This window comes from Luteolibacter flavescens (assembly GCF_025950085.1).
In the GTDB taxonomy this organism is placed as follows: Bacteria; Verrucomicrobiota; Verrucomicrobiia; order Verrucomicrobiales; family Akkermansiaceae; genus Haloferula; species Haloferula flavescens.
The window spans coordinates 342,757-369,748 of the sequence record NZ_JAPDDS010000006.1; the positions used below are offsets into that span (position 1 = coordinate 342,757).

Here is a 26,992-nt window from a genome sequence, read left to right on the forward strand (position 1 = left end):
CATCATCGCTTCTTCACCGGCCCCGCATAGTCCTCGTGCTGCGGGCCGCGGGCGTAGATGTCCAGCGGCACGCCCTTGCGCTCCTTCAGCATCATCGCGTTGAAACGGGCCATGTAGGACTCGGCGAGCGGGATGTGTTTCCCGTAGCTGCCACCCATGCCCTGCCAGGTCACGTCGTAGCGGTCGTGCTCCTTGGCATGCCCGGCGACTCCGGGGATCCAGTAGTCCTTGGTGTCGTAGATCGCGAGGCCGAGCAGGCGGTATTCGCCCTTTGCAACACGGGCGCGCACCTGCGGCGCGGGATCGCTTTCCATCCACTCGACGAAGGCGCGCTCGTTCATCGAGTCGCTCGCCTGCTTCAATCCCGGAAGCCGGGACGCCTGGTAGATGGGATTCCCGCAACCGGTGATGAGGCAGGCGGCTGCGAGGGCGATCGTGTGACGGAGGTTCATTTTACCAGGTGAAAGGGTGCTCGCTTTCCCATTTCGAGATCAGCTTTTGGTCCGCCGGTCGTTGCGGGTCGAGCTGTCGGAAGAGTTCCTTCTGCCGGGTGCCGCCGAGGGTGTTCTCACCGGTCCAGCGGCCTTGGTCGAAGTAGAAGGTCTTCGCGCCGGGGTAGTCATCGCGGGTGGCGAAGTAGTAGCGATATGCGGTGGCCGCCGGCGGGCCTTCCTTGTGAGGAGCGTCCGCGTGAAGAATGCGTCCCGGCTGGCCCAGCGCTGCCACCAGGCTTTCCGGCGTGAGCGACTTCCGCTCGATCCCGGCAAAGGGCTCCGTGTGCCGGTAAGGGTCCACACCGCATCCACACGCCGCCATCGCGAGACAGATGAGAAGAAGCCGCCGGAAAATCATGAGTCGGGAAGTGTGCTGGAGATAGGCTGAGGGGAGGCCGCCGGGAGGCAATCGAAAATCCCTCCGCTCGCCCCTCTCTCCGGGGCCAAAATTGCCGGTCATCCCGGGATTGCCTGATCGCCGTGCGGCCCTATGGTCGCCGGCTTTCCACCACCGACCATGGCCATCGCTATCGAACGCATCCTCACCCATCCCGGCGGCTCGCATAAGGACGAACTCCTCGCGTGCAGCCTGCTGGCCGCCGTCCATGGCGTGGAAATCGTGCGCCGCGAGCCGACCGAGGCGGACCTCGCCGATCCCGCCACCGCCGTGGTCGACGTGGGTGGCCAGCATGATCCGGCGCTGAACAACTTCGACCACCACCAGTTCCCCGCGGACCATCCGCCGGTCTGCGCGCTGACGCTTGTCCTCCAGCACCTCGGCATCTACGAGGATGCTCGTACTTTCTGCGATTGGCTGGAGCCCGCCGAGTGGTTCGACACCCGCGGGCCGAATGTCACGGCGAAGTGGCTGGGCATCGACCGCGACACGCTGGCAAAGCTGAATTCCCCCGTGGATGTCACGCTGCTCCGCCGCTTCGCGAAGGCCTCCCGCCTCGCCCCCGGCGACGTGATCTACGAGATGATGCGGATGACCGGCCAGGATCTCATCGACTACGTACGCTCGCTGCGCCAGCGGCTCGATTTCATCCGGGACCACGCCGAGCTGTGGACCGTGGCGGGGCAGGAGATCGTCTTCCTTCCGCGCACGGAGCCCATGCCGGACGAGCCGTCCGCGGGCATCGGCCGCTACCTGCAATCCATCGGCAAGGACAAGACGGTCGCCGCGCTCATCTACCCGGACCGCCGGGGCAGTGGCTATGGCCTGTCGCGGAACAACGACCACCCGGCCTTCGACTTCACCCGCATCGAGAGCGAGGCGGATGTCCACTTCGCCCATGCCCGCGGCTTCGTCGCGAAGACCTCCGCCGCGGAGATCGAGCGCCTGAAGGCCCTGCTCGAAATCGCGCGGGCCTGAGCGGCTACGCGGCCGGACTGCCGGGCAGCACGCGATCCAGCAGCGCGATCAGCCGCTCCCGCAGTGGGGCGGCTTTCGCGGCGAGGCGGGCCTGCTCCTTTTCATACTCGCGGCGTCCTTCCGGCGTCTCGATGCGCACGGGATCGAGCCCGAAGCCGGAGAGGTCGTAGGGGCTCGCGCGCATGTCTAGGTCGCGCAATTCCATCGCCTGCTCGAAGCAATCCATCAGCAGGTCGGAGCCGGCCCACGGCATCGCCTTGAATGCCCACTTGTAGAGATCCATGTTCGCATGGATGCACGCCGGTTGCTCGAAGTCATGGCGCTCGAGCAGCGTCGGCTGCAGGCGGTTCAGCGGCAGGGCGTCGCTGTGAAAGAAGCGGAAGGCATCGAAATGCGAGCAGCGGATCGGGCGCGACTCCACCAGCGTGTCGATCTCTTCCTGCGGCAGGCGCAGGCCGGTGGTCATGCCGTGGCGGACCTCCGTGCCGCGATAGACCATCGCCCACTCGTGCAGGCCGTGGCAGGCGAAGTTCGGTGCGCGGTCGCGGGTCGCGGCGAGCAGCTCGCGCATCCATCGCAGCCGCGCGAGTTCCTTCGCGCCTGCCAGGAGAGGATCGGCGAAGACGAGCCCGCCCTCGATCCGGTAGGGCTCCTTTTTCCAACAGGCGGGCAGGGGCGCGGCTTCGCAGGCCAGTGCGGTGCCCGCTTCAGGGTGCCACTCCTCCAGCTTCGCGAAGGAGAAGGGGTAGTAGGTGAAAAGGAAGTCCTCCACCGGGTGGGCCTTGCGCGCGGCACGGCGGCGCAGCGCTGGCACCGTCCAGCGCTCGGCCCGGGCGCGATGCCGCGCGGCCCGCTCCTGCCATTCGCTGGCGGAGAGGGTGCTGGTGATCACGGTCGTGGCGGTCGCAGGAGCCATCGGCGGGGAAGGGAAGCACGGGCGCGGGGAAATCACCAGTGCGCGAAAAAAGGTGTTCATTCGACCTCTGTCATGGTCTGTTCGCGGGGCACCGCTGGATCGCATGAGCGAGAATTTCTACCAGAAGACCACCACCGCACCGACGACCTCCTACGATGTCTCGCTGCGGCCGCCCGTGTTTTCCGAGTTCATCGGGCAGGAAAAGGTGAAGGACCGCCTGCTCCTCATGGTGGAGGCCGCCCGCCAGCGTGGCGACGTGCTGGACCACGTGCTGCTCTCCGGCCCGCCCGGCCTGGGGAAGACCACGCTGGCAAACATCATCGCCCGCGCCACCGGCTCGCAGCTCCACGTGACCTCCGGCCCGCAGATCGAGAAGGCGGGCGACCTCGCCGGCGTGCTGACGAATTTGCAGAAGGGCGACGTGCTTTTCATCGATGAGATCCACCGCCTGCACCCCGCCATCGAGGAATATCTCTACCCCGCGATGGAGGATTTCCGGCTCGATATCATCATCGACTCCGGCCCGTCGGCCCGCTCGATCCAGCTCAATCTGCCGCGCTTCACGCTCGTCGGGGCCACCACGCGCTCCGGGATGCTGACCGCGCCGCTACGCTCGCGCTTCGGCCTGGTGAATCGCCTCGACTACTACACGCAGGAGGAACTGGCGCAGATCATCGAGCGCTCCGCCGGGCTGCTGGATATCCCGGTGATGCGCGAGGGCGCGCTTGAGGTCGCCGCCCGCTCCCGCGGCACCCCGCGTGTGGCAAATGCGCTGCTGCGCTGGGTGCGCGACTACGCGCAGGTGAAGAGCGACGGCACCATCACCGGCCCGATCGCCGATGCCGCGCTGGCGATGATCGAGATCGACGCGCAGGGCCTCGATGAAATGGACAAGCGCATCCTGGAGGCGCTGATCTACAAGTTCAATGGCGGCCCGGTCGGTGTGGGCTCGCTGGCCGTGGCGGTCGGCGAGGATGCGGCCACCATCGAGGAAGTTCACGAGCCTTTCCTGATCCTGCAGGGCTTCCTCCAGCGCACGCCCCGCGGTCGCGTGGCCCTGCCCGCTGCCTACGCGAAGATCGGTGCGAAGATGCCGCCGCCCGCGGACGGGCAGGGGATGCTGCTGTGAGGCAGGCCACTATGACCTTTCCCTCCGGCTTCTCAGGCTCTAGCTTTCCCGCGGATGTCCGAGATCGTTGCCCAGACCGTTGACCGATGCCGTGCCGCAGGCCTGCGGAGGACGAAGGCATTGGAAGAGCTCATCACCACGCTCATCGAGTCCCAGCGGCCGATGACCCTGGGCGAGCTGGCGACCTCCCCGCGCATGCGCGACCAGTGTGACAAGGCCACCGTCTTCCGCCTGCTCCAGCGCCTCGCGGAAAAGGGCATCGCCCGCCGCCTGGGCCTGCACGAGCGCGCCGCCTACTTCACCCTGCTCATCCCCGGTCGCCACGCCGACTACCTGATCTGCACGGAGTGCGGCAGCATCGAGTCAGTGAAGGCCCCGTGCCCGGTCCACGAGCTGGAGGACGAGATCCGCCGCAAGACCGGCTTCAAGAACCTCTACCACGAGCTGGAATTCTTCGGCACCTGCCCCGCCTGCGCATGATCGACCGTGGCTGCGGCATCCTGCCGCTAGCCTCCGCAATCCTGCCTTTCCATCCCTTGCATGAATCGCCTCATCCGCATCGCCCTGACCCTCTTCGCCGCGGCGAGCCTTCTCATCGTCCTCGTTTCCAAGCGGCTGGAAAATGCCCGCAACATGATCGGCGGCAATCCCGAGTCGGAGATCCAGATGGCCTACCTCGGCATCGGCATCGCAGGTGCCATGCTGATCATCGGCCTCGGGCTCATCATCACTGCCGTCATCCGCTCGAAGAAGGCCCGGAAGTCCGGCGACCATGGATGATCCGCTGGAGAGCGACTTCCTGAAATTCATGGAAGTCGAGCGCAGCGCCTCGCCGCGCACGCTGGCGAACTACCAGCTCGCCCTCGCCGCCTGCCGCGAGTGGCGTGGCGAGGGATTCCCCGGTTGGCGGGAGCTCGGTGCGGATGACTTCCGCCGCTGGCTCTTCGAGATGATGAAGTCCGGCCTGTCGAAGGCGACCATCCGCCTGCGCTTCGCCGCGGTCCGCTCGTTTTACAAGTTCCTCGTCCATCGCCGCGGCCTGCCGAGGAGCCCGGTGGTCGAGGTGCAACTGCCGAAGCCAGAGAAAAAGCTGCCCGTGGTGCTCACGGTCGCGCAGATCGACGAACTGCTCGCGCTGCCGCTCCAGGTGCAGCCGACGAAGCTGACCAAGCCATGGATGCCGCTGCGCGATGCCGCCATCCTGGAGCTTTTCTACTCCTGCGGGCTGCGCATCTCGGAGCTGCGCGGGCTGGACGTGCGGGATGTCGATTTCCTCGGCGAGACCGTGCGCGTCATGGGCAAGGGCGCGAAAGAACGCATCGTGCCCGTCGGTGGTCCGGCCCTCTCCGCCCTCCAGCGCTACCTGCGCGAGGCGGTCATCACGAATGGCCCGATCTTCCTCGGAAAGAACCGCACGCGGATCACCCAGCAGGCCATCGACCTGCTTTTGAAGAAGTATCTCAAGCTCAGCTCGATCCCCTTCAAGGTCTCGCCGCACAAGCTCCGCCACAGCTTCGCCACGCACCTGCTGGATGCCGGGGCGGACCTCCGCTCCGTGCAGAGCCTGCTCGGCCATGCCTCGCTCTCCACCACGCAGATCTACACGCACGTGACAAAGGAGAGGCTGCGCGACGCCTACGATCAGGCGCACCCGCGGGCGAAGTCCTAGATCTTCTTCCTCACCACCTGGCCGCCGGATCGCTCGGCGAGGGTCGCGATGAGGTTCGGCACCTTCTTGTCCAGTGTGTGGACGTATAGCTTCGTCTTTTGGGCGAGCAGCTTCTTGCCGAGTTGGATGATGTTCTCCTCGCGGGTGTCGTCGTCGAAGTCGCAGAACCAATACAGCGCATCGGTTTTCATCAGATCCACCATGCACTCCAGCGCGGCGGGGGCATCCCTCGTCCAGCGGATATAGGTGGAGTGCGGCAGGTCTTTCGTTGTCGGCACCTTCGGGATGTGGCGGTCCGGAGTGAATGGATTCACGCCGTCCACCGGCGCGGCATAGTACCATGGACAGGCTGCCACCTTTGTCAGGGCGCAGCCATCCACCTCGACGAAATAGGCGGATGAGAAATCCCGGGTGATCTCCTTCCGAAGCGGATCAAGGTACGGCTTCATGCTGCGGCTGGAGTCCAGCACCACGGTCAGGCGGGCGGCGGAGATGGTGGAGTCGTAGATGCGCCCCTCCCGTGCCACGGCTTCATCGGGATCGTCCTTCCATGCTGCGGCAGCCACGGCCTCGGCAGCGGCGAGCGAGGCCCGCACCCGCTCAAACTCGGTCAGGCAAGTCGTGATGTGTTCTTCCGCCGCCTTGTCGGAGAGGCGGCCCTCGGCAAAGCGCTCGAAGATTCGCTGACGTTTCTTGTCCTCCGTGGTCGCCATGTAATCATACTCCAGCTTGAAGGCGGTGCCTCCGGCATTGCCGAGCGTTGCGGCGCGCTTCTTGAAGTTCGCCTTCAGCCAGTCGAAGAGCAGTTGGGTATATTCCGCGATGCTCTCGTCATCCCACTTCCCGCGACCCTCCGCTGCTTTCGCGGTGGTTCCTGAGAAAAGGGTGGCGAAGGAGGTTGCGCCGAGCGTGCGGAGGCATTCGCGGCGGTTCACGTTCCTGACATGTTTGATCATTGGCAATCCGGTTACCGATTCTTGAGCGAATTGTCGTCTGCACGCCTCCGGCTGTGATCACTTCCTCGCGTCCTGCGCCTCGCGCTCAGATCGTTGCACCTCGCGCTGCCGAGAGATGTCTTCCTGTTGTTTCACGAGGTTAAGGGCCTTTTCTTTCCACACACCGTCGAGGTGGTTCGCCCAGGCTTGTGCATTCTCGAAATCTTGGGACTCAGCCACCTTCTCGACGAGGTGCAGCACCAGATTGTTGCGAAATTCGGAATCCGGCAGCTCGCGGAGGTAATCGGAGGCGTCAACCGGGTCGTTGTATATCCAACTCGAAATAATGTCCCTCGCAGCAGCTGTTCCAAATGACTTGTCCTCGATGTTGGGAATCAAAGCCAGCCCCTCGCGAAACCCGATCTGTTGGGCCGCAGCCGAGGCAATGTCTTCGTAGTAATATGGACTGACATTCTTCGCAGGTGCGGCAAGCAATGTCTTGTAGGCTTCTAACACCAAGTCGGGTTGAGCAACCAGAGCTTCGGAAAAGTGATAGATCAGAATGCCTCTCATGGTGCCCTCGGTTTCAAGTGCCTCAATATTGGCTGCTAACTCAGGATGGGCCCCGGAACGGTATGCTTCGACCACGGCTTTGGTGAAGGCGATCTGTGTTTCCGTGGATGCTTTCTTGGTCTGAAGTGCTACCTCGTGAAGAAAAGTCTGGTCGGACGGGAAGGCCTCAAGCAGCAGCTTGAAAGCGAGGCATGCCTCGTCAGCCGTTTTGGTCTTATTCGCGGAATCCACCGTCGCCATGATCCGCTTCTTCTGATATTCAGACACAACGGGCTGCTTCGGCTTCGAGACCCGGACCTGGGGTTTCTGAACAGAGCTTTCGCTGTCTACCGGAGACGCGTTCTCTCCCTTCCGGCACGACACCATTGACATCGTTATGTAGACGGCGAAAAGAGCTGGGAATGGGAGAGCAGCAATCCTCATGAATTAAACACAGTTAAAGTCTTTCGATCAATTGAGTCAGGCTGCCGCTGCGGTTGCTCGTTTGCGGGGAGGGAATCGAAGGGGGGAGAAAGATTCATGAGGGGAAGATACGAGAAAGTTCGCATCCCGCTGTCAAGCAGGCCGGGCGGCTCCGTGTGCCGTTTGACGGCGGGGCTTCTGCGGCGATGATGCCTCATGGCGGAAAGACTTCACGATCCTTGGCTGGTCGCCGTGTGGCCCGGCATGGGCACCGTGGCGATGGGAGCGGGATACTATCTCATGGCAAAGCTCGGGATGCACCTCTGGGAGGAGCTTCCCGCGCGGGATCTTTTCGAAGTGGACCACGTGGACGTAAAGGACGGCCTCATCCAGACCGCACCGCTGCCGCGCAGCCGGCTCTTCCTGTGGAAAGATCCGAATGAAAAGCACGACCTGATCGTCTTCATCGGGGAGGCCCAGCCTCCGGCGAAGAGCGCGCAGATCTGCCACCAGCTCATCGACCTCGTGCGGCCCCTCGGCGTGACGCGCGTCTTCACCTTCGCCGCGATGGCCACCGGCCTGCGACCGGGCGAGCATGGCCGGGTCTTCGGTGCGGCCATCGACCGCGGCACGCTGGACCGCTTCCGCGATCTGGATCTCACGGTGCTGGAGGGCGGACAGATCAATGGTCTGAATGGCGTGCTGCTCGGCGTGGCCGCGGAGAGCGGCATGCAGGGCGGCTGCCTGCTCGGCGAGATGCCGCAGCTTTTTTCCCAGCTCCCGTATCCGAAGGCCTCGCTCGCCGTGCTAGAGTTCTTCGCGACGCTCGCGGGGATCAAGATCGACCTCACCGAACTGGAGTCCCACGCGCAGGACGTGGAGGACAAGCTGGAGACCTTCCTGAGCCGCATCGAGCAGGCGATCCATCAGGTCGAGGGCGCGGGCGAGTCCGCCATCCCGGCGCTGGATGCCGACGAGGAGGACGAGAAGAAAAAGCCGAAGCTCTCCGCGGAAGATCGCCAGCACCTCGAGCAGCTCTTCACCGAGGCAAAGGCGGATCGGGCCCGCGCCTACTTCCTGAAGCAGGAGCTTGATCGCCTGAAGGTCTTCCGGGATTTCGAGGACCGCTTCCTGGATCTCTTCAAGAAATGACGGCCCGGTCCGGCGATGCATGCCAATAACGGGATTGCCGGTCCATCGCCTGTCCGCGAAGCTCCACGCGTGCGCAGCATTCTCATCACCGGCGGCAATGGCGGGCTCGGCTCCGGCATCGGTCGCTATTTCCTCGAAAAGGATCCCGAGGCCAAGGTGTGGCTCGGCGTCCGCAGCAACCGCTCCACCGCCGAGGCGCTGGAGGCGGAGTTCCCCGGCCGCTGCGCGCTCATCGATCTGGAGGTCACCTCGAAGGAAAGCTGGGAGACCGCAGTCGCCACCATCACCGAGACGGATGGCCGCCTCGACGTGCTGGTGAACAATGCCGGCCTCCACCGCGATCACCTGCTCGCCACCATGCCGGACGAGGTGTGGTCATCGGTGATCTCAGCGAATCTCGATGCCGTCTTCCTCGGCTGCCGCGCGGTCATCCGCCCGATGATGGGACAGCGCTTCGGACGCATCATCAATATCTCGTCGCTTAGCGCGATCCTGCCGCCGCTCGGCCAGACGAACTACGCCGCGGCGAAGGCGGGCGTGGTCGCTCTTACCCAGACGCTCGCGAAGGAAGTCGCCCGCGCCGGCATCACCGTGAATGCCATCCTCCCCGGCTACATCGCCACCGAGGCGCTGGCGCACATGGATGAGGATGCTGCAAAACGCGCGAAGGCAGGCATCCCCATGCGGCGCTTCGGCACCCCCGCCGAGGTGGCATCCGCGGTGCTGTTTCTCGCTTGCCACGATGCGGGCTACGTCACAGGGTCCGCCCTGAAAATCGACGGCGGCATTTTCTAACAAGTTAAGACTCATGGCTCAAGGCGCGGAACTCCGGCAAAAGATCAAGGAAGTGATGGTCGAGGAATTGATGCTCGACTTCGATGCGGCGGAGATCGGCGACGAAACCGCGATCTTCGGTGCCGGTGGACTGGGGCTGGATTCCGTCGATGCGCTGCAGCTTGTCGTCGCCATCGAGAAGCATTTCGGCCTGAAGATCGCCGACGCCGAGAAGGCGAAGGGCGTGCTCCAGAGCGTGGAGACCATTGCGAAGGCGATCGAGGAGAAGGGTTGAGCCCGTTCCTGTCAGCTTCCGGGGGAAAGGGCCCGCGATGAAAAAGTGGCTGCTCTTCCTCGCGAAGCTCGCCTTCACCGTCGCGTGCCTGTGGTGGGCGCTCTCCGGGCAGAATCTCCAGGAGTCCGCGACCTTCTGGCCAAAGGATCCGGAGTGGTCCTGGGCGCTCGCTGCCATCGCTCTCGGCGGTGTGACCGTCTTCCTGTCCGCCTTCCGCTGGTGGATGCTGCTGCTGGCGCAGGGCATCCCCGTGACGCTGTGGCGGGCCACCCAGCTCACGCTGATCAGCGGGCTCTTCAATCTCATGGGCGTGAGCAGCGTCACCGGGGATGCGGCGAAGATCTTCCTGCTCATCCGCGATCACCGGGAGCAAAAGCTGGCCGTGACCATGTCGGTGCTGGTGGATCACCTCGTCGGCCTGGTCGCCATGGCGCTCACCTTCTTCGCCGTCACCGCGACGAGCTTCCGCGCGGTGGAGTCGCAGAGCGAGCTGGGCGAGACGGCCATCAAGTTCGGCTGGGTCTATTTCAGCGGCGGGCTGGCGATGATCGCCCTGATGTGCGTGGTGGCCAGCCCGTGGGTGAACGAGCGCATCCACCGGCGCGTGACGAATCCCCGCATCGTCCGGATGAAGCAGATCCCGGACGTGTACGATGTCTTCCGCAAGAAGTGGAAGCTGGTGCTGCCCGCCCTCGTGTCGAATCTCGTGATGCTGCCGCTTTACTACGCCACCTTCTGGTGTGGCGTGCAGTTCGTCGGCAGCGATACCGGCTTCATGTCCGTCTTCGCCGCCATGCCGGTGGTGGATGCCGCCAGCGCGATGCCGGTCTCGATCTCGGGCATCGGCGTCCGTGAAATCGCGCTGAAGACCCTGATGAGCGACCTCGTGGGGCTGGAGCCGGGCATCTCCGTGCTCGGTTCGCTGGTCGGATTTGCCACCGGAACGCTGTTCTGGGCATTTGCCGGCGGTTTGCTATTCTTGCGCCCGTCCAACCGGACATCGATGAAGGAAATCGAGGAAACCACCCAGTCGGAGGCATGAGCGGCATGCCACCGGAGCCCGGCCACGATCCGGGACTGGCAGTCTGCTTGTCCTCGTCGTTCTTCGGCTACTATGCCCATCTCGGCCTGCTCGGCGCGATGGAGGAGGCGGGCTTGCGCCCCGGCCGCATCGCGGGCGCTTCCGCCGGTGCGCTGGCGGGCGGGCTATGGGCGGCGGGCCTGCGCGGCGCGGCGCTGGAGCGGGTGATCTACGATTTCCATTTCCGCCGCGCGTTCTTCGATCTCGGCGCCTTCTACCGCTGGCCCGGTATTTTCAGCGGCTTGGCCGGAGCGGGCCTCCTGTCCGGCGTGCGGATCCGGCGCTACCTGCGCCGCGTGATCGGCGAGCTGCGCATCGAGGATCTGGACAGCCCGCGGCTGGAAATCGCCGTCGCGAATATCACGAAGGGCTGCAGCGAGGTCCGCACGCGCGGTCCGTTGATCGATTTCCTCATCGCGAGCTGCGCGGTGCCTATCCTCTTCCAGCCGCAGCGGATCGGCGGCGAGGAATTCCTCGATGGCGGCGTGGCAAATGAGACGCCATTCGACCACTGGCTGGACGATCCAGCCATCCACACCATCGTCGTCCACCGCATCCAGCATTCCTCCTGCATGAAGGGCCTGCCGTGGCGCACGCCGGGCGGAATGATGGGGGAGTGCCACCGCGTGGTATCGGGCGAATTGCTCCGCCGCCGCACCGAGGACGCCATGGCCGCGGGGAAGCAGCTCATCTTCCTGGAAACCGCGCATGATCACCCCGGGCTGCTGCACGGGGGGAAATCCCGTACCTTTTTCGCCGCCGGAGCCGCCACTTTCCGTCAATCCTCGCTCTGCACGCCCGTTCCACGGGTGGCGCGAGAAATTCCCCTTTCCCCCGCGGAGAGGGCGTCCTAGCGTCCCGCCAGACATGAGCGGCTGCCACGGACCCCAGATGAAAATGGACCCCGCGCTCCACCAGGACAAGAAACCGTCCTGGATCAAGGTGCGCTTGCCCAACAATCCGGTTTTCTGGTCCACCAAGTCGCTGATCACCGACCTCAAGCTGGTGACCGTCTGCGAGGAGGCCCAGTGCCCGAACCGCTGGGAATGCTGGGGCCAGGGTACCGCGACCTTCATGATCGCCGGTGAGAAATGCACCCGCGCCTGCGGCTTCTGCGCCGTGAAGACCGCCCGCCCGGATGCGCTGGAGAGCGACGAGCCTTACCGCGTGGCCGAGGCCACCCGCCGCATGAAGCTCCGCCACGTGGTCATCACCGCCGTGGCCCGCGACGATCTCCGCGACGGCGGTGCCGAGCACTTCCAGCAGACCATCGAGGCCGTCCGCGCGATGAATCCCGGCATCGTCATCGAGGTGCTGGTGCCCGACTTTAACGACCGCGACTGGGCGCTCGAGATGGTGATGCAGGCCCGCCCGCACATCTTCAACCACAACCTGGAGACCGTCGAGCGGCTCACCCCGCTGGTCCGCTCCCGCGCCAAGTACCACCGCAGCCTCGCGGTGCTGAAGAAGGCGAAGGCCATGGTGAATGGCAAGGTCGCCACCAAGAGCGGCATCATGCTCGGCCTCGGAGAGACCCACGACGAGATCCTCCGAGCTATGGACGATCTCCTGGAAGCCGACGTGACCGTGCTGACCATGGGCCAATACCTGCGCCCGACGCCGCGCCACCTGCCGGTGGTTGAGTACGTGGAGCCCGCCGCCTTTGACAATCTCAAGCAGATCGCCATCGCGAAGGGCTTCCGCCACGTCGCCAGCGGTCCGCTCGTCCGTAGCTCCTATCATGCCGCGGACTTCCGTCCGGAGCTCGATATCATGGACGAGATCGACAAGGCCGCACCGGCCCGCGGGCTCGACCTGCAACCGGAAGACCTCCCCATCCCGGCCGCCAAGCCGGCGCTGGTGAAGGCCTCGGTCGCCTGATCCCCCGATCCCGATCTCATGACGCGCCGCAAGGCCCTTGCCATGGGATGCGGCATCCCGTTGTTGGTGCTGCTCGCGGTCATCGGCCTGCTGGGTCATGGCATGTTCGGACAGAACTTCCACCACGCGGTGGATGTCCCGGAGCATTCATTCGCGCCAGCGGGAGCGACCTCCATCGAGGTCTTCGAGGCCCGCAACATCAGCGGCGTGGTCTGCGTGACCTATCGGGTGAGCGAGGCGGATTTCCGGAAGTTCGCTGCGGAGAAAAGCTGGCCACTATCGGAAGGAACCGGGCCGGTCATGGTGAGACTTCCATCCGCCGACTATCCCCGCGCGACCCGGCTGATCGGGGAAAAGAGTGCCTATCTCCACTACGAGAAGCGGCATCCGAACGGGGGAGGCATCTTGGTGCATTTCATCCCCTCCGAATCGAGGGTCTACATTGATAAGAGCAACCGCTGACCTGATGGTCTCAAGAAGGGCGGGATTGACCTGATGGGCCGACCCTGCTAGGGGAAGTTTGTTCCTTCTCTCCCCCTCCCATGAGAGCCACCCCTCGTCTCACGGCGCTGCTGCTTGCGGCGTTTTCCGCGCCCCTCGCGGCGCAGGTCATCAATATCGACTTCGACGAAAGCGCGATTTCCCCGGTATTCTCCGGGCTCGCTGCCGCTCCCGATCCCTCCGGCACTGCCGCGGTGTGGAACCAGATGTATGGCAGCGGGAATGCCGTCCTCGTAGCCTCGGGCCTGCGGAACTCCGCGGACGAGGTCACAGGGGTCGGCATCAGCCTGGGCATCAATGGCAGCTACACCAGCACCGCCGGACAGCAGGAGAATGGCGGGGCGAGCCTGGTCTATCAGAACCTGATGGCGGACTACGTCTTCCTCTCCGCGCCGACCAATCTCGAGGTGATGACCCAATACGGCGCCATCACCGGGCTCGATCCGCTGAAGCTCTACGACATCTATCTCTACGCCCAGGGGAACAATTTCAGCGGCCAGTATTCCGACGGCCAGAACGCCCTCATCACGATCAACGGCGTCTCGAAGCAGACCTCGTGGGACGGCGTCATCGGCGGCAACGGCCTTTTGGCCGAGGGCATCGAATACGTGAGATTCTCCGTGCTGCCGGATCCCACGGGCAGAGTGGACTTCAGCTACGCGAATGTCGTGGCCGGGGTGAATGCCACGACCGATCTCGATGGCATGAGCTCGCGGTTCGCGGCGATCAATGCCATCCAGATCGTGGACGTCGCGGCGGTGCCTGAGCCTGCCGTGACGATGCTCGGTGCCATCGGCCTGCTGGCATTGCTTCGTCGCCGCAGGCCGTGACCGCGGCGTGCCTCACTCGGTCTTCGGCTTCTTCGGGCGGAAGTGCTCGTTGATCTTCGTCTCCGTCTCGCGGTCGATGATCATGGAGCTGGAAAGGTCCGTCGCCAGATTGCGGGCCGAGGCGATGTCGGTGTCGTTCGGCGTCGCATTTTTGTTGTCGAAGGGGCGCAGCTCGAAGTTCGGCACGACCTTCTCAAGGCCGGGCGAGATGGCGGGATCGATCACGCAGATGATGGCCGTGCGCGCGGGAGTCTCGGGCAGGTCGCCTCTCCGCAGGGCGGCGACTTCCTTCGGCCCGGCGAGCATGCCGAGTTGCTCGGCATGGAGGTAGCCTCGCATCAGGGTTTCGCGGGCCAGCTTCTCGCGCGACGGATAGTTCTCGAATTCCTCACCGGCACCGGGGTCTTCCTTTTTCGTGCCGAAGACGGTGTCGAAGAACACGGTCGGCTCCACGCCCAGCTTCTTCGCGTCGTCGATGATGGCGATGCTGCGGAGGAAGGTCGTGCGAGCGTCCTTCTCGGTCATTGCCCGGTAGAAGGATGCCTCGGAGACCTGCGCGCGCATTTCCGCGACGAGCTCGTCCTTCCGGGTCTCGCGCTTGTGGTAGCGGGACACGTAGATGAAGGTCACGAAGGCGAGCAGGCCGTAAACGGTCCACTTCAGAATGGCGGCTACACGGGGGTCCATCAGGTCCAGATTGATTTTGGTTTTTTCGCTTCGGCCGGTTCGGGCGGAGTGTCGAAGTTCCGCTTCTCGCGGCAGTGGAAGAGTGCTTCCTCGCGGGTGATGTAGCCGCTGTCGAGCAGGCCGCCTATCGATTGGTCGATGGTGCGGTTGCCGTCCTTGAAGCCGATCTCCATGAGGCCGACGAGCTGCTCCAGCTTCCGCTCGCGGATGCACGCGCGGATGCCGTGGTTCGCGCGCAGCACCTCGGAGGCAAGCACACGGCCCTGGCCATCTGCCCGCTGGATGAGGCGCTGGGAAACGATGGCCTCCAGCACGCCGGCGAGCTGTGTCACCACTTGCGCCTGCTGGTCCGGCGGGAAGACATCGACCAGACGGTCCACCGACTGCGGCGCATCCACCGTGTGCAGCGTGGCCAGCACCAGGTGACCCGTTTCCGCCGCGGTCAGCGCGATGCGGATGGTTTCCAGATCCCGCAGCTCGGATACGACGATGACGTCCGGGTCCTGCCGCAGTGCCTGGCGCAGGGCGATGGGGAAGCCGCGGGTGTCGCTGCCGATCTCGCGCTGCTTGATCAGGCAGCTCGCATGGGAAAAGACGAACTCGATGGGGTCCTCGATGGTGACGATCACCCCGGAGCGGTTCTCGGAAATCCGCCGGATCATCGCGGCGAGCGTGGTCGATTTGCCGGAGCCGGTGATGCCGGTCACGAGCACCAGCCCGCGGCGCAGCGTGCAGACATCGTGCACCACGGCATGGTGGCCCAGTTCACCGAGTTCCGGGATGTGCTCCGGGATGTGGCGAAAGGCGGCCTCGTGCGATCCGCGCGCGATGTAGACATTGCCACGGAAGCGGCCCACGCCTTCCAGGTGCAGCGCGTAGTCCAGCTCCAGGTTTGCCTCCAGCGCCGAGCGCTGCGCTTCCGAGAGCGTGTCGAGGATCAGCCGGCGCGTCGTGTCGGGATCGAGGAGGAATTCCTCCAGCGGCACGAGATTTCCCCCCACGCGCGCGGCGGGCGGCGCCCAGGCGGAGAGGTGGAGGTCGGAGCCGCCCAGCTCGACGGCTTGGCGGAGGTAGTCGGTGATTTCGCGGACCTGGCTCACGGGATTGGTTCTTTTGTAGGAAACTAGGAGATCCCCCGCATGGCGCGATCAAAATCCTGCGGTCGGTCGGTGGCCGTGCGTGCGACGGCGGGGTCGATGATGCCCTGCTGGGCCGCGGCGATGAGGTAGCGGAGGAAGGAGCAGCCTTGTGAATCGTCGCACTTGTTCAGGTGGTCCTTCAGGTCGTCGTAGCTGGCCTCGGCAAGCCACTTGCGGGTGATGGCCTCGTTCTGGAAATACTCCAGCACGGCGATCACCCCGCCATCCAGGCGCGGCAGGAGCTGCTGGGAGATGGCCCCGATGAGCTGGTGGGACAACAGGCTCAGCGCCCCGGCATTGCTGGAGTCGCTCATGATGCGGTTCAGCCGCTCCATGGCCACCGGCACCCCGGCGACGCCGGAGCCGTGCAGCGTGGAAATGACAAGGTGGCCGGTCTCCGCGGCCCGCAGCGCGGCGAAAGCGGACTCCGCATCGCGGATCTCGCCGAAGAGGATGATGTCCGGATTCTGCCGGAGCGCGGCCCGCAGCGCGATGTGGAAGCTCTCCGTGTCCCGCTTCACCTCGCGCTGGGAAAACCACGCGCGCTTGTTTTCAAAGAGATACTCGATGGGGTCCTCGATCGTCACGATGTGCCGCTGGTGGTGGCGGTTCACCCACTCGAGGCAGGCGGCGATGGTCGTGGATTTCCCTGAGCCGGTCGGCCCGCTCACGATGATGAGGCCGGAGCGGCGCTCCATCCATGACGCGAGGATGTGCCCGGGCAGGCCCAGCTCCTCGAAAGAAGGGATCTCCTTCTTGATCGGCCGCATCACCACGCCGAGACGTCCTAGCGTGCGGTAGCCATTGACGCGCAGGCGTCCCACGTCCTCCACCTCGAAGCTGGAGTCGCCGTCATTGTCAGTTTCCGGATTCATCCCGCAGGACTGCCAGATATCCGCCACGTCCTCCGAGGTGACGGGGCCACCGTGGGCGATGATGATCTCGCCGTCTCCCCGCACGCGCGGTCGCTCGCCCTCGATCAAGAACACATCGCTGGCACCGCCGGTGAAGGCATTCTGGATCAGGGCGCGGATCTCGGGACTCATGGGAAGAAACTAACAGGACCCCGCCGGGGGAGGGGAAGGGGGAAATCGTGATATCCCATCAAACCCCGCCGGTGGCGAAAGTTGCCGCCGTCCGCCGTGTCACGGCGTCACTTCATCAGGTAGCCGGTCGTGTCCGGCGTGAAGATCGCGGCGTCCACCTTTGCATTGATCTTCGAGTCGGAGAAGACCGTGCGGATCCGCGACTTGTCCTCCAGTTCCAAGTCCAGCGCGCGCAGCTCGTGGTTGCGGGTGTCGATGTCCAGGAACATCCACGACACGTGCTTGCGCATGGTCTTGTCCTTCGGCCGCACGGTGAGCTGGTAGATCGCGCCGCTCATGCGGGACTCCACCAGCTCGAAGGTCGCCTGGAAGCCCGCGAGATCGCGGAAGGCCTCGTCGGAGAGCAGGGTGAACTGCCGCGCTTCCGGTGATGCGGTGTCGATCTTCTTGCCGCGCTTCTTCGCCACATCGAGCAGCGTCATCGTCTTGCCATCGGAGGCGGCGAGCGTCTTCACCGGGTTGCCGAGTTCCCAGCACAGTTTGCCCGGCCGCACCATGCGCATGCGACCGGGGGTGGTGACGGGCTTCTTCAGCGAGGGCAGCTTGCGCTCCTGCACGAAGTTCGTGTCCAGGCTCTGCAGGTTCTTCTGCCTGCCGATCCAGGTTTCGAGCGGCTTCAGGTCGAGTTCCGCCCGGGCGAGCGAAACGAGGGACAGCAGGACGAGCAGGGCGCGCATGGTCGGGGAGCGGAGTGCCGGGTGAGATGATAGTTCCAGATGCCCGCGGGAAGCAGGCAGCAAGCAGGCGAGACGGGTCAGTCCTTCTTCGCGGTGTAGTCGAAGACGAAGGCCTTTTCGAGCAGCGGCTTGAGCTTCGCGCCGAATTCCTTGTGGGCCGGGTGCGGCAGGTAGGCCTCCAGCGCGGCCTTGTCTTTGAAGGTGACGAAGAAGCAGTGGGTGAAGCCGTCGTTGAGCTTTTCCACGCTCTCGCTGGTGCCCCATTCATAGCCCTTGATGCTGTCGATCTTCTTCGGCAGCTCGGCGAAGGCCTTCTCGATCTCCTTCACCTGCTCGGGCGTGGCCTCGGGCTTGAACTTGAAGAAGACGACGTGGCGGAACTCGTTTTCAGCGACAGCGGCGGTGGCTAGGGCGGCGGACATGACGGCGGTGAGAAGGGCTTTGGCCATGGCAGGATGCTCCGGCGAGCGAGGGGAGCTGTCAAACTCCGGAAACCCCGGAAATCGAGAACGTCATTCATGCCCTTAGCCGCCGCACCGAGGTGACGAGCAGCGGCAGGCACACCAGGGCGACCGGCCACAGGGTGTGCAGCGGGGCGGGGTCCGCACCTGCGGAGAGGCGGTCGATGGCGAGGCCGATGAGCGGTGCCCAGATGGCGGCGGCGAGCGAGCTGGCCTGGGACTCGATGCTGAGCACGGTGGCGGCGCGCTTCTCCTCGCCATCGCGGTCGAAGCGTCCGATGTGGATGGGCCGCCAGAGATTCTGCAGGATGCCCAGGGCGATGAAGACGAGCACGGCCAGCCAGCCGATGCCGAGGAAGAGCGACAAGCCGAGCGCCATCATGGAAATCGCGCACATCCACATGAGCCGCGAGATGGCCGGCTCCGTGCCGCCGCGCCTTTCCTCGAAGCGATGCGCGGAGCGCGATGCCCTGCTGGAGAGGATGTGCAGCGCGGCATAGGCGATGCCGCCGAGTACGGCGGTGCGCTGCTCGCCGGTCATCGCGAGGTGCACCGGTAGCGCGACGGCGAAGGCCTGCACCACAACCTGCAGGTAGTCCTTCACCACGGAATAGCTTCCCTCCACCGACACGCTGTCGGCGATGAGGCGGCGGATGGAGGACTTCGCGACGACTTCCTGGAAGCCATCCCGCAGGTGCCGCCACGCCTGGCGCAGTCCGCCGCCGCGCGGGATGCCCTCGTCGAGCGCCGCGGGGTAGGTGGCGAGATTCACCAGATTCAGCGCCGCGGGGATCGCGCTGAGCAGGAAGACGGTGGAGAAATTCCCCGTGAAGAAGACCAGCGCCGCCGCGATGAGCGAGGAGAGCGCGGAGCCCATCTTCGACCACGAGCGGGTGTAGCCATACACCTTTGTCCGCTCGCCCTCGCGTCCCTGCTCGCGCAGCCACGAGTAGATCAGCGCCTTGTGCGTGCCATCGCGGAAGGCATCCGCGGTGCCGTAAAAGACCATCGCGCCGACCAGCATCCAGGTGTCCGAAGCGAAGCCGAGCACCAGGTAGGAGACCACGTAGCAGGCCATGCTGGCGATCATGCAGCGGCGCCGCCCGATCGCGTCCGCCAGCGCGCCGGAGGGGATCTGGCTGAGATTCCCCGCGATCTCCCGCACCGCGATGAGCCCGCCGATGCCGAGGAAATCCATCCCGCGCTCCCGCAACGCCAGGATGAGGAAGGCCTCGAAGAACCGCAGGTTTTTCAGAAAGCCGTAGAGGGAAAAGCGGGCGATCATGCGGACGGCCTTGTTTTCGACGATTGGCGGCAGAGTTCAATGCCGCGGTGATCGTGAAGAGGTCATCTTCATGGGATTGGCTTGAACTCCTTCATCGGGGCGGCCAACTCTTGAGTTATGGTTAGCCAGACTCCTCCCATGCCTTCTTCCGAACAGCGGACCCCGGGTCTTGCGATTGCCAGCGTGATCTGTGGCCCGCTCGGTATCTTCACCGCTGGATTGAGCGGTATCGCCGCGGTCATCACCGGCCACATGGCGCTCTCCGCGATCAAGCGTTCCGGAGGGCGGCTGAAGGGCACGGGCCTGGCCATCACCGGCCTCGTCACGGGCTACCTCACGATCCTCATCCTGCCGATCGCGATCCTCGCGGGTCTCACCGCGCCGGTATTCTTGAAGCAGCGCCAAAGGGCGGACCTCACGGAGACGATTCAGAATGCGAGGCAACTGCACATTGCGTTCATCGCGTTCGACGGCGAATACGGTTCGTTTCCTTCGGACGAACTTGCCAGGGAATTGCCCGAGTTCTCCGGGCTCACCGGTCCGAGGGTTTTGGAGCAGCTTGAGGTTTCGGGGATGGTGGATGACCTGGACCGTCTGCTCGCGGCAAAAGCAGCGCCGGGATCGAAGTGGTACTACTTTCCTCGTATGAGCTCGTCGGGCAAGCCCGAGCCGCGATTGCTGATGGGACCCATGATCGGCGACAGATACGCCACCCTTCGTATTGATGGATCCGTGAAGGCGGAACCTCCAACGTCATTGTCACCGTCAGATCTCACTGGTTCGGTGGAGATCCCGGTGCCGCAGAGAAGTCGCTGACCTGACGCTCCAAACACGCCCCGCAGTTCCAATCGCGTCCTCGCGAAAACAGGCGATGATGCGCGGCAAATGGAACGTCCGCAAACGCACAGCAAGGTCATCGGATACCTGCTCTGGATTTTCGGTGTCACAGGTGCCCACCGCTTCTACTTCGGCCGCCCGATCACCGGTGTGATCTGGTTCTGCACGCTCGGCCTCTTCGGCATCGGGTGGCTGATCGACCTATTCCTCATCCCCGGCATGGAGCGGGCGGCGGCGCGGAAGTATGCCACCGGTCCGGTCGATTACTCGGTGGCGTGGATCCTCCAGACCTTCCTCGGTGTGTTCGGCATTCACCGCTTCTACATGGGCAAAGTCTGGACCGGCCTGCTGTGGATGTTCACCGGCGGCCTCTGTCTGATCGGCTATCTCTACGACTACTGCACGCTGAACGGACAGATCGACGAGAAGAACCGGGCCGGCGGCTGACGAAGCCCGCGGGGATGTGAAACTACGGCACCTCCAGTAGATGCCGTTTTGCTCACTCCTCGTCCCAGACGAAGTGCTCCAGCTTCAGTGCCTTCGCCCGCTCGGCAGCGGCCGGGGCACCGGGGCTGGCGAGCTTCTTGTGCATCTCCGCCACGCCGATGGCGGCTTCCCAGCGTTGCGCGCTTTCGAGCAGTGTGAGCGCGCGAACGCCGCAGCGGTCCACCCAGCGCCAATCGGACGGGGCTTGGCGAGTGGCGGCTTCCAGCACGGAGAAATACACGTCGAGTGCCTCTGCCTCGCGCTTCTTGGTCGGCAGCTTCGGATCGGGCAGTTGCTCCAGCACGCGGCCGCGCAGGTACTCGATCTCCGGGCGATCCATCGAGTCCGCGGACAAGTCGGCCAGCAGGGTCTCGTAGATCCTCAGCGCCTGCGCCAGCGGCGCGGGATCGGTGCCCGCGCTGTTGTAGAGCGCGTCTCCCAGTTCCAGGCCCACGCGGAGCCGCAGGGGATGATCCTTCCGCATCTCCTCGAACCACGGGAGCAGTTCCTTTGCGGCATCGGCGGGGCCGAGCGCACGGGCTTTCATCAGCCTGGCCGTGTCGGCGAGGGCTCCCTTGTTCCCGATCACCTTGTCGAAAAGCACCAGGCTCTCCCGCTTGGCTTCCGGCGTGGTGACCAGTGCGGACGAGCGTGCGGCCAGCAGCAGGGCTGCCTCCGCCTGTGGTGCCGCGGGTGCATCCGCGGCCAGCTTGGCGAGTTCCAGCCGTGCGTCATTGAAGTCGCCGTTCTCGTAGTAGGCATTTCCCAGCTCGAAGCGGAATTCATCCTTCCGCGGATCATCGGGAAAGCTGGCGAGGAAATCCTTCGCGAGAGCGACGGCATCCGCCCAGCGGTTCTCCCGTCCGGCGATCTGGATGCGCGCCATGGCCAGCGCGGCGGGCGGCAGCTCTCCCGCCTGCTCAGGCGACAGGCTGTCGAGCTGCGCAATGGCGAATGCGGTGTCCGGCGGCGTGCCTTCCAGCGCGGCCAATGCCGCTGCCAGCCGGGCCTCCGGCAGGCGCGGGTGATCCGGGTGGGCAAGGATGAAGCGGTCCAGCGAGGCGAGAGCCGTGGAGTCGCGCTGCGAGGCGAGGAAGAGCGATTGCTCCAGCTCCAGCTCCGTCTTCACGCTGCGCGGAGCCTTCGGATCAGCGGCGATTTTTTGGAAAGCGGGCAAGTCCCCCGCGGCCAGCCGCGAGATCGCGCCATTGATGGTGGCACCGCGCCGGGCGTCTCCGTCCAGCAGGTCCGCCGCCTTTGCGGATTCGCTGGCGGCCAGCGCGTGGTCACCTGCGGCGAAGGCGCTGGCAGCCGCGGAGATCGAGGCTTCGGCCCGCAGGACGGGTGCGCTATTGCTGCCGTCGAGCGCGCTCAGGGCGGCGGCGGCCTGCTCGTTCCGCCCGTCGGCCAGGTCCCAGCGGGCATTCTCCAGCAGGGCGCGCTCGGCCAGCGGGTGCTCCGGATAGTCGAGCCGCAGACGGGTCAGGAGGCGTCGTGCCTGGTCCTTCGAAGGTGTGGATCCCTCGCGTCGAAGGCCGAGCGCGAGGTAGTAGAGCGCCTGGGTGGCCAGTTCGTCCTCCGCCACCGGGGCGGCGGGCCACACGCCCGTGCTGCCATTGCCCGCATTGATCACCGCGGGCACCTTGATGACCGGCGGCGGACACCACTCGCGCAGGCGCGTGAGAATCACATCATCCGCGTCCGGGGTCTCCGGGAGGCAATCGAGCAGGGCGGGGAAGGCCATGCCGATCTTCGGCGAATCACGCTCGTCCTCGATGAAGGCGATCAGCCCGTCGGTCGCGGCCTCGCGGTTCCCTCCGGCGAGCTGGGCGCGGGCCAGGCCCACGGCGGCCTCGGTCCGGTAGATCTTGAAGGCCGGGTCATCGCCCGCCTTCGCCATGAGCGCGGAGAAGATCCCGGTAGCGGCGACGTGCTCGCCTTTTTCCAGTTGGGCGCGGGCGCGAAGCAGTTCCGCACGGGCGCTCTGTCGCGGGGACATGCGGGCATTCAGCGGCGGGATGGCGGTCAGCGCCTCCTCGGCACGCCCGCGGGAAAGCAGGATGTCCGCGCTTTCCAGCCGGGCGCGCAAGGCGGTGGCTGCGTCGCGGTCCTTCGCCAGCACGGCCAGCGCATCGAGGGCGGCATTCTGGTTTCCCAGCGCCTGCAGCAGTGCCGCTCGGGTGAAAAGCGCCTCGCGAAAATGCGGAGCTGTCGGGGCGATGGCGTCACCGTCCAGCAGTGTCAGCGCCTCCATCAGCCGGCCATCGGCCGCCAGCGCTTGGCCTTTCCAGAAGGGAATCTCGGCATGGCCTTCCAAAGCCGGATCCTCTAGGATGGACATTGCTTCACCCGCTTCGCCGGCGCGGATGCGGGTCTCCGCCAGTCTCAGCAGGATGGTCTGGCGTCCGGCGGCATCCAGATCCGGCGTCTCCAGCGCGGTCTGGAAGCGGGTGGCGGCCACCTCCCACAGCCGGGCTGAGAGCGCGTCCAGACCTTCCTTGTAGGCAGGGATCGATGCGGGCTTCGGGGCCGCGGAAAGCATCGTCACCAGTGGCAGGACGAGCAGGGTGCGGCGGAACATGCGGGGACCGTAGCGTGCGGCTGTACCGATGGCCAGCGGTGAGTGGACCCGGAGTCAGCGGCTGGACGACTCCAGCGAGCTGATGTGGTTTTCCGCCAGCAGCTTCCGCAGCTCGGGGGCATCCAGTCCCAGCATGGCGGCTGCCTGCTTGATGTCCCCGGATTGCCGCTCCAGCGCGCGCGTGGCCAGGCCGGTGGCGAGCCAGTGCACGGCGTTTTCCCCGGCAGGCACGGCATCCAGCAGGCGGTCGAGCGATTGCTTCAGCGGGCCTTTTTCCTCGCCCGGTGCCGCTGCCAGCGGGATATCCGCGGGCAGGAGGACGGTGGAGGAAGCCAGCGCGCACGCACGGGCGATGGTGTTTTCCAGCTCGCGGACATTGCCCGGCCAGCGGTGGGCCTGCAGCGCGGCGATCGCTTCCGCCGAGAGACGGATGCGTGCCATGCCATTCTTCCGCGTGATGCGCTGGAGGAAGAACTCGGCCAGCAGCGGGATGTCCTCCGCGCGCTCGCGCAGCGGCGGCAGGCGGACTTCCACCACATTCAGCCGGTAGTAGAGATCCTCGCGGAAGCGACCGGCGGCCACCTCGGCGGAGAGGGTCTTGTTCGTCGCTGTCACGATGCGGACATCGCCGCTCAGCGTCTCATTCGACCCCACGCGGGAGAAGGTTCCATCCTGCAGCACGCGCAGCAGCTTCACCTGCACGGACAGTGGCATGTCGCCGATCTCGTCGAGGAAGAGCGTGCCGCAATCGGCCTGCTCGAAGCGGCCCGCGCGGCGAGCGATCGCCCCGGTGAAGGAGCCCTTCTCATGGCCGAAAAGCTCGCTCTCCAGGAGATTTTCCGGGATCGCGCCGCAATTGATGGCGATCAATTCCTGCTGGCGGCGCGGCGAGTATTCGTGGATGGCCTTGGCCACCAGTTCCTTGCCGGTGCCACTCTCTCCGGTGACCAAGACAGGCGCATCCGAGCGCGCGACGCGGCCCACGATTTTGAAAACATCCTGAAGGGCGCGCGAAACGCCGATGATCTTCACCCGGCCATCCAGCGCCGGCATGTCAGCGGCGGGCTGCTCAGCGGAGCGGCGGTCCTCCACGATCTGGAGCGCGCTCTCGATCACCGGCCGCAGCTCGAAGGGAAGCGACTCCTTCCGCATCACATCGTGAGCACCGCGCTGGGTCGCCTCAATCACCTGCCCGGTGCTGGGGAAGCCTGCGGTCAGCACCACCAGCGTATTAGGGGAACTCTGGCGGACCCGGGAAAGCAGCTCTAGGCCGTCGTAGGGCTGGAGCTGGATGTCCGCGATCACCACGTCCACCGTGGTCTTCTCCACCACCTTCACGGCATTGTCCGCATTGTCGCAGCGCAGGATGCGCAGGTCGTTCGCGGTCAAATGCTTCGTGGCCCACTCCAAGAAGTCGTGGTCCTGATCGACAAGTAGGATCGTTTTTTCCGGTGACGACTCGGACATGGGCTAGAACGAAAGTGTGCCCGGCCCGGCGGGGAGCGCAAGCAACGGGTGAGTCACGCACGCTTGTTCGGGAGAAAACGCCATCTCGCCCGAAGCGAACACCGGCCGCGAAAAGGGGTTGCGTAAAAATACTTGCGGGAAGTGCCTCTGCGGGAGCGAGTTCTGGTGAAAATCGGACAAAATTTCTAACATTTGCCCTTGATTGTAAAATAATCTTTATGAACCGGGGGTGATTTGAGATGCGCGGCTCGCTGTCTCACAAATGAAAGTCATCTCCTATCACACACTTACGACTGCGGCCGCGGCGCTCCTCCTCGCCTCATGCGGACCGAAGCTCGACTCCACCACGGTGCTCATGTCCACCGTACCGGTCACCAAGAGCGATGGTAGCCTCGCCGGCACCATCCACTCCCAGGTGAATTCCTATCGTCAGTCAAAAGGCCGGGAAGTGCTCCAGCGTCACGCCGGGCTCGACCGCATGGCCCAGCAGCACTCGGAATTCATGCGTCGGAACCGCGGGAAATTCAGCGGGAAAAACGCGGCGGCAAACATCAGCCACTACGGCTTCGAGGAGCGTGCGTTGAATGCGCAGCGCACCATGAAGATGAGCAATGTGGCGGAAAACATCGCCACCTGCAGCGGCAGTCATTCGAGTGCCGCAAATACCCTGGTCGGTGCCTGGAAGAATTCCTCCAGCCACGACAAGAACATGCGCGGCAAATGGAGCACCACGGGTATCGGCGTCGTGGTCGACAAGGACGGCACCGTCTTTGCCACCCAGCTTTTTGCCACGGAGAGCCATTCTCATATGGCCTTGACCGACCGCATGCGCCAGTTCTGAGCGCATGCCAGATACCACCCTCGAATCCGCCCTCCGCGCCCGTGGCCTGATGATGGTCGCGGGTGTGGATGAGGCGGGAAGGGGCCCGCTCGCCGGACCGGTGTCCGCCGCGGCGGTGATCCTGCCGCCCCGGTGGCGATGCAAGGGGGTGGATGACTCGAAGAAGCTCACGCCGGCGAAGCGCGAGCAGCTTTATGAAAAGGTAACCACCGATAGCCGGGTCATCTGGGCGGTGGCTTTCGCCGAGGTCGAGGAGATCGACCGCATCAATATCCTGCGCGCCACCCACGCCGCCATGGCCCGCGCGGTCGAAGCTCTCTCCTGTGCCGTGGACCATTGCCTCATCGACGGCCTGCCGGTGCCCTCATTCCCCTGGCCGCACGATGGCGTGGTGAAGGGCGACGGCAAATCGCTCTCCATCGCCGCAGCGAGCGTCATTGCCAAGGTCTCGCGCGACCGTCTGATGCTGGAGATGTCGCGAGAGTTCCCGGAATACGGCTTTGAGAGGCACATGGGATATGGCACAAAGCAGCACCTCGCCGCGTTAGAACGCCATGGGCCTTGCCGCCATCATCGCCGCTCGTTTCAGCCCGTCGCTCAATTGTCGCTGCCGTTTGGCCCGGCGTGACGGCACGGCCATCGGCTCCGCCGCCATCGGAGTCATGGGTGAGCGTATCGCCCGGGCATGGCTCACGGCCAGCGGGGCGAAGGTCCTCTACCGGAACTTCCGCGCGCCCCGTGGCGGCGAAGTGGACATCGTCGCCCGGCACGGGAAGTTGCTGCTCTTCACCGAGGTGAAGACCCGCCGCGCCGGTGGCATGGGCCGTCCGCTTGATGCCGTGGACCGGGAAAAGCAGAAGCTCATCGAGCGCGGCGCGAACGAATGGCTGCGTCTGCTGGGCACCCGCGAGATCCCATGGCGCTTCGACGTCATCGAGGTCATCCTCACCGAAGGCGAGAAGCCCATGGTCCGCCGCGTCGAGAACGCCTTCTGAAATGGTCGGGCTGATGCGGCCCGCACAAGGGTGGTTCGCAAGCATAGTGGTCCGCATCGCTCCGCGTGCGGTTCACCGGTCCAGGAAGCAACCGGTGAAGCCCTCTCTATATAAGAGCGTAGGGCGGCGCCTCCCTCAGCGCCGCACCCCGCCGCAAATCGGCACCGCAGGCCTCTATATAGAAGGTAGAAGGGGATCCCGACCCTCCAGTGGGCCGAAAAGGCCCCTCAAAGCGGTCTTTCCGTGGTGCTGATGCTGCCGGTTTGCCCCTGAATCCGCCCCAATTCATCCTCCGTGGCGGAATGGTCGCGAAAAACTTCGCGGTCGATTTTGTTGAAAAACAACAGCTTAGCTCGGGATCGGGAAGAATCTTCAAAAAACCGTCACGAAAGATGTTGACCCACGGGGGTCGGGCGGTCTAGG

Annotated in this window: 31 protein-coding genes; 18 read left to right on the top strand and 13 right to left on the bottom strand. The window is 64.9% G+C overall.

The features are described from left to right. Nucleotides 1–2 precede the first annotated feature (2 nt). Together OKA04_RS13290 and OKA04_RS13295 are read right to left on the bottom strand one after the other, a co-directional pair. Nucleotides 3–452, bottom strand: coding sequence for a hypothetical protein (locus OKA04_RS13290; protein ID WP_264501660.1), 450 nt, complete (start codon nucleotides 450–452; stop codon nucleotides 3–5). Nucleotide 453: 1 nt separating this feature from the next. Then, nucleotides 454–852 (bottom strand): hypothetical protein, encoded by a 399-nt coding sequence (locus OKA04_RS13295; protein WP_264501661.1) that lies wholly within the window; start codon nucleotides 850–852, stop codon nucleotides 454–456. A 159-nt stretch (nucleotides 853–1,011) separates the two neighbouring features. On the opposite strand from OKA04_RS13295, the gene OKA04_RS13300 reads away from it, so the two are divergent. Then, nucleotides 1,012–1,869: an MYG1 family protein gene (locus OKA04_RS13300; protein ID WP_264501662.1), complete on the top strand. Its 858-nt coding sequence runs from the start codon at nucleotides 1,012–1,014 to the stop codon at nucleotides 1,867–1,869. Nucleotides 1,870–1,873: 4 nt separating this feature from the next. Here OKA04_RS13300 and OKA04_RS13305 read toward each other — a convergent pair whose 3' ends face one another. Next, nucleotides 1,874–2,845 carry a hypothetical protein gene (locus tag OKA04_RS13305; RefSeq protein ID WP_264501663.1) on the bottom strand — a complete coding sequence of 324 codons (972 nt, stop codon included), beginning with the start codon at nucleotides 2,843–2,845 and terminating at the stop codon, nucleotides 1,874–1,876. Nucleotides 2,846–2,888: 43 nt separating this feature from the next. Here OKA04_RS13305 and ruvB point away from each other — a divergent pair, with 43 nt between their 5' ends. Genes ruvB through OKA04_RS13325 form a run of 4 tightly spaced genes read left to right on the top strand, consistent with a single transcriptional unit; the run spans nucleotide 2,889 to nucleotide 5,583 of the window. Next, entirely contained in the window at nucleotides 2,889–3,914 is a 1,026-nt protein-coding gene (ruvB, locus tag OKA04_RS13310; RefSeq protein ID WP_264501664.1) for a Holliday junction branch migration DNA helicase RuvB, read from the top strand. A 54-nt stretch (nucleotides 3,915–3,968) separates the two neighbouring features. Further along, nucleotides 3,969–4,394 (top strand): Fur family transcriptional regulator, encoded by a 426-nt coding sequence (locus OKA04_RS13315; protein ID WP_264501665.1) that lies wholly within the window; start codon nucleotides 3,969–3,971, stop codon nucleotides 4,392–4,394. Nucleotides 4,395–4,454: 60 nt separating this feature from the next. Continuing rightward, complete coding sequence (locus OKA04_RS13320; RefSeq protein ID WP_264501666.1) at nucleotides 4,455–4,694, top strand: hypothetical protein; 240 nt, start codon at nucleotides 4,455–4,457, stop codon at nucleotides 4,692–4,694. Further along, nucleotides 4,687–5,583 carry a tyrosine recombinase XerC gene (locus tag OKA04_RS13325; RefSeq protein ID WP_264501667.1) on the top strand — a complete coding sequence of 299 codons (897 nt, stop codon included), beginning with the start codon at nucleotides 4,687–4,689 and terminating at the stop codon, nucleotides 5,581–5,583. Before OKA04_RS13320 ends, OKA04_RS13325 begins: the two co-directional genes overlap by 8 nt. On the opposite strand, the gene OKA04_RS13330 is transcribed toward OKA04_RS13325, so the two are convergent. Continuing rightward, a complete protein-coding gene (locus OKA04_RS13330) occupies nucleotides 5,580–6,518 on the bottom strand; it encodes a hypothetical protein (protein ID WP_264501668.1) in 939 nt (312 codons plus the stop codon). The two genes, OKA04_RS13325 and OKA04_RS13330, sit on opposite strands and share 4 nt — an antisense overlap. A gap of 78 nt (nucleotides 6,519–6,596) precedes the next feature. Then, a complete protein-coding gene (locus tag OKA04_RS13335) occupies nucleotides 6,597–7,331 on the bottom strand; it encodes a hypothetical protein (protein WP_264501669.1) in 735 nt (244 codons plus the stop codon). Nucleotides 7,332–7,709: 378 nt separating this feature from the next. On the opposite strand from OKA04_RS13335, the gene OKA04_RS13340 reads away from it, so the two are divergent. The 8 genes from OKA04_RS13340 to OKA04_RS13375 all read left to right on the top strand — a co-directional run bounded on the left by OKA04_RS13340 (nucleotide 7,710) and on the right by OKA04_RS13375 (nucleotide 14,007). Next, nucleotides 7,710–8,645 carry a PAC2 family protein gene (locus OKA04_RS13340; protein ID WP_264501670.1) on the top strand — a complete coding sequence of 312 codons (936 nt, stop codon included), beginning with the start codon at nucleotides 7,710–7,712 and terminating at the stop codon, nucleotides 8,643–8,645. A 69-nt stretch (nucleotides 8,646–8,714) separates the two neighbouring features. Further along, nucleotides 8,715–9,440 (top strand): SDR family oxidoreductase, encoded by a 726-nt coding sequence (locus tag OKA04_RS13345; protein ID WP_264501671.1) that lies wholly within the window; start codon nucleotides 8,715–8,717, stop codon nucleotides 9,438–9,440. A gap of 13 nt (nucleotides 9,441–9,453) precedes the next feature. Beyond that, nucleotides 9,454–9,714 carry an acyl carrier protein gene (locus OKA04_RS13350; RefSeq protein ID WP_264501672.1) on the top strand — a complete coding sequence of 87 codons (261 nt, stop codon included), beginning with the start codon at nucleotides 9,454–9,456 and terminating at the stop codon, nucleotides 9,712–9,714. Between the two features lie 37 nt (nucleotides 9,715–9,751). Beyond that, nucleotides 9,752–10,756 (top strand): lysylphosphatidylglycerol synthase transmembrane domain-containing protein, encoded by a 1,005-nt coding sequence (locus OKA04_RS13355; RefSeq protein WP_264501673.1) that lies wholly within the window; start codon nucleotides 9,752–9,754, stop codon nucleotides 10,754–10,756. Beyond that, complete coding sequence (locus OKA04_RS13360) at nucleotides 10,753–11,649, top strand: patatin-like phospholipase family protein (protein WP_264501674.1); 897 nt, start codon at nucleotides 10,753–10,755, stop codon at nucleotides 11,647–11,649. The genes OKA04_RS13355 and OKA04_RS13360 overlap by 4 nt, the downstream gene beginning before the upstream one ends. 43 nt (nucleotides 11,650–11,692) lie before the next feature. Then, a complete protein-coding gene (gene lipA, locus OKA04_RS13365; RefSeq protein WP_264501675.1) occupies nucleotides 11,693–12,676 on the top strand; it encodes a lipoyl synthase in 984 nt (327 codons plus the stop codon). A gap of 18 nt (nucleotides 12,677–12,694) precedes the next feature. Beyond that, the gene (locus OKA04_RS13370) at nucleotides 12,695–13,138 is read left to right on the top strand and encodes a hypothetical protein (RefSeq protein ID WP_264501676.1); all 444 of its coding nucleotides are present in this window, start codon (nucleotides 12,695–12,697) and stop codon (nucleotides 13,136–13,138) included. An 80-nt stretch (nucleotides 13,139–13,218) separates the two neighbouring features. Beyond that, nucleotides 13,219–14,007: a hypothetical protein gene (locus OKA04_RS13375; protein WP_264501677.1), complete on the top strand. Its 789-nt coding sequence runs from the start codon at nucleotides 13,219–13,221 to the stop codon at nucleotides 14,005–14,007. A gap of 12 nt (nucleotides 14,008–14,019) precedes the next feature. Here OKA04_RS13375 and OKA04_RS13380 read toward each other — a convergent pair whose 3' ends face one another. The 6 genes from OKA04_RS13380 to OKA04_RS13405 all read right to left on the bottom strand — a co-directional run bounded on the left by OKA04_RS13380 (nucleotide 14,020) and on the right by OKA04_RS13405 (nucleotide 19,362). Further along, nucleotides 14,020–14,694: a hypothetical protein gene (locus OKA04_RS13380; protein ID WP_264501678.1), complete on the bottom strand. Its 675-nt coding sequence runs from the start codon at nucleotides 14,692–14,694 to the stop codon at nucleotides 14,020–14,022. After that, complete coding sequence (locus tag OKA04_RS13385) at nucleotides 14,694–15,794, bottom strand: type IV pilus twitching motility protein PilT (protein WP_264501679.1); 1,101 nt, start codon at nucleotides 15,792–15,794, stop codon at nucleotides 14,694–14,696. Before OKA04_RS13385 ends, OKA04_RS13380 begins: the two co-directional genes overlap by 1 nt. Nucleotides 15,795–15,817: 23 nt before the next feature. Beyond that, nucleotides 15,818–16,879, bottom strand: a complete 1,062-nt coding sequence (locus tag OKA04_RS13390; RefSeq protein ID WP_264501680.1) for a type IV pilus twitching motility protein PilT — start codon at nucleotides 16,877–16,879, stop codon at nucleotides 15,818–15,820. Between the two features lie 107 nt (nucleotides 16,880–16,986). Beyond that, the gene (locus OKA04_RS13395) at nucleotides 16,987–17,616 is read right to left on the bottom strand and encodes an outer membrane lipoprotein carrier protein LolA (protein WP_264501681.1); all 630 of its coding nucleotides are present in this window, start codon (nucleotides 17,614–17,616) and stop codon (nucleotides 16,987–16,989) included. 77 nt (nucleotides 17,617–17,693) lie between these two features. Then, nucleotides 17,694–18,065 (bottom strand): Dabb family protein, encoded by a 372-nt coding sequence (locus tag OKA04_RS13400; protein ID WP_264501682.1) that lies wholly within the window; start codon nucleotides 18,063–18,065, stop codon nucleotides 17,694–17,696. 67 nt (nucleotides 18,066–18,132) lie between these two features. Beyond that, nucleotides 18,133–19,362: an MFS transporter gene (locus OKA04_RS13405; RefSeq protein WP_264501683.1), complete on the bottom strand. Its 1,230-nt coding sequence runs from the start codon at nucleotides 19,360–19,362 to the stop codon at nucleotides 18,133–18,135. A 117-nt stretch (nucleotides 19,363–19,479) separates the two neighbouring features. On the opposite strand from OKA04_RS13405, the gene OKA04_RS13410 reads away from it, so the two are divergent. Next, the gene (locus tag OKA04_RS13410; RefSeq protein WP_264501684.1) at nucleotides 19,480–20,178 is read left to right on the top strand and encodes a DUF4190 domain-containing protein; all 699 of its coding nucleotides are present in this window, start codon (nucleotides 19,480–19,482) and stop codon (nucleotides 20,176–20,178) included. Nucleotides 20,179–20,247: 69 nt separating this feature from the next. Beyond that, nucleotides 20,248–20,646 (top strand): NINE protein, encoded by a 399-nt coding sequence (locus OKA04_RS13415; RefSeq protein WP_264501685.1) that lies wholly within the window; start codon nucleotides 20,248–20,250, stop codon nucleotides 20,644–20,646. Between the two features lie 52 nt (nucleotides 20,647–20,698). On the opposite strand, the gene OKA04_RS13420 is transcribed toward OKA04_RS13415, so the two are convergent. Both OKA04_RS13420 and OKA04_RS13425 read right to left on the bottom strand, forming a co-directional pair. Beyond that, nucleotides 20,699–23,266, bottom strand: a complete 2,568-nt coding sequence (locus OKA04_RS13420) for a tetratricopeptide repeat protein (RefSeq protein ID WP_264501686.1) — start codon at nucleotides 23,264–23,266, stop codon at nucleotides 20,699–20,701. Nucleotides 23,267–23,320: 54 nt separating this feature from the next. Further along, entirely contained in the window at nucleotides 23,321–24,733 is a 1,413-nt protein-coding gene (locus tag OKA04_RS13425; protein WP_264501687.1) for a sigma-54-dependent transcriptional regulator, read from the bottom strand. A 262-nt stretch (nucleotides 24,734–24,995) separates the two neighbouring features. Here OKA04_RS13425 and OKA04_RS13430 point away from each other — a divergent pair, with 262 nt between their 5' ends. Genes OKA04_RS13430 through OKA04_RS13440 form a run of 3 tightly spaced genes read left to right on the top strand, consistent with a single transcriptional unit; the run spans nucleotide 24,996 to nucleotide 26,569 of the window. After that, the gene (locus tag OKA04_RS13430; RefSeq protein WP_264501688.1) at nucleotides 24,996–25,574 is read left to right on the top strand and encodes a CAP domain-containing protein; all 579 of its coding nucleotides are present in this window, start codon (nucleotides 24,996–24,998) and stop codon (nucleotides 25,572–25,574) included. A gap of 4 nt (nucleotides 25,575–25,578) precedes the next feature. Further along, nucleotides 25,579–26,202, top strand: a complete 624-nt coding sequence (gene rnhB, locus OKA04_RS13435; protein WP_264501689.1) for a ribonuclease HII — start codon at nucleotides 25,579–25,581, stop codon at nucleotides 26,200–26,202. After that, nucleotides 26,189–26,569, top strand: coding sequence for a YraN family protein (locus tag OKA04_RS13440; protein WP_264501690.1), 381 nt, complete (start codon nucleotides 26,189–26,191; stop codon nucleotides 26,567–26,569). Before rnhB ends, OKA04_RS13440 begins: the two co-directional genes overlap by 14 nt. Nucleotides 26,570–26,992 lie beyond the last annotated feature (423 nt).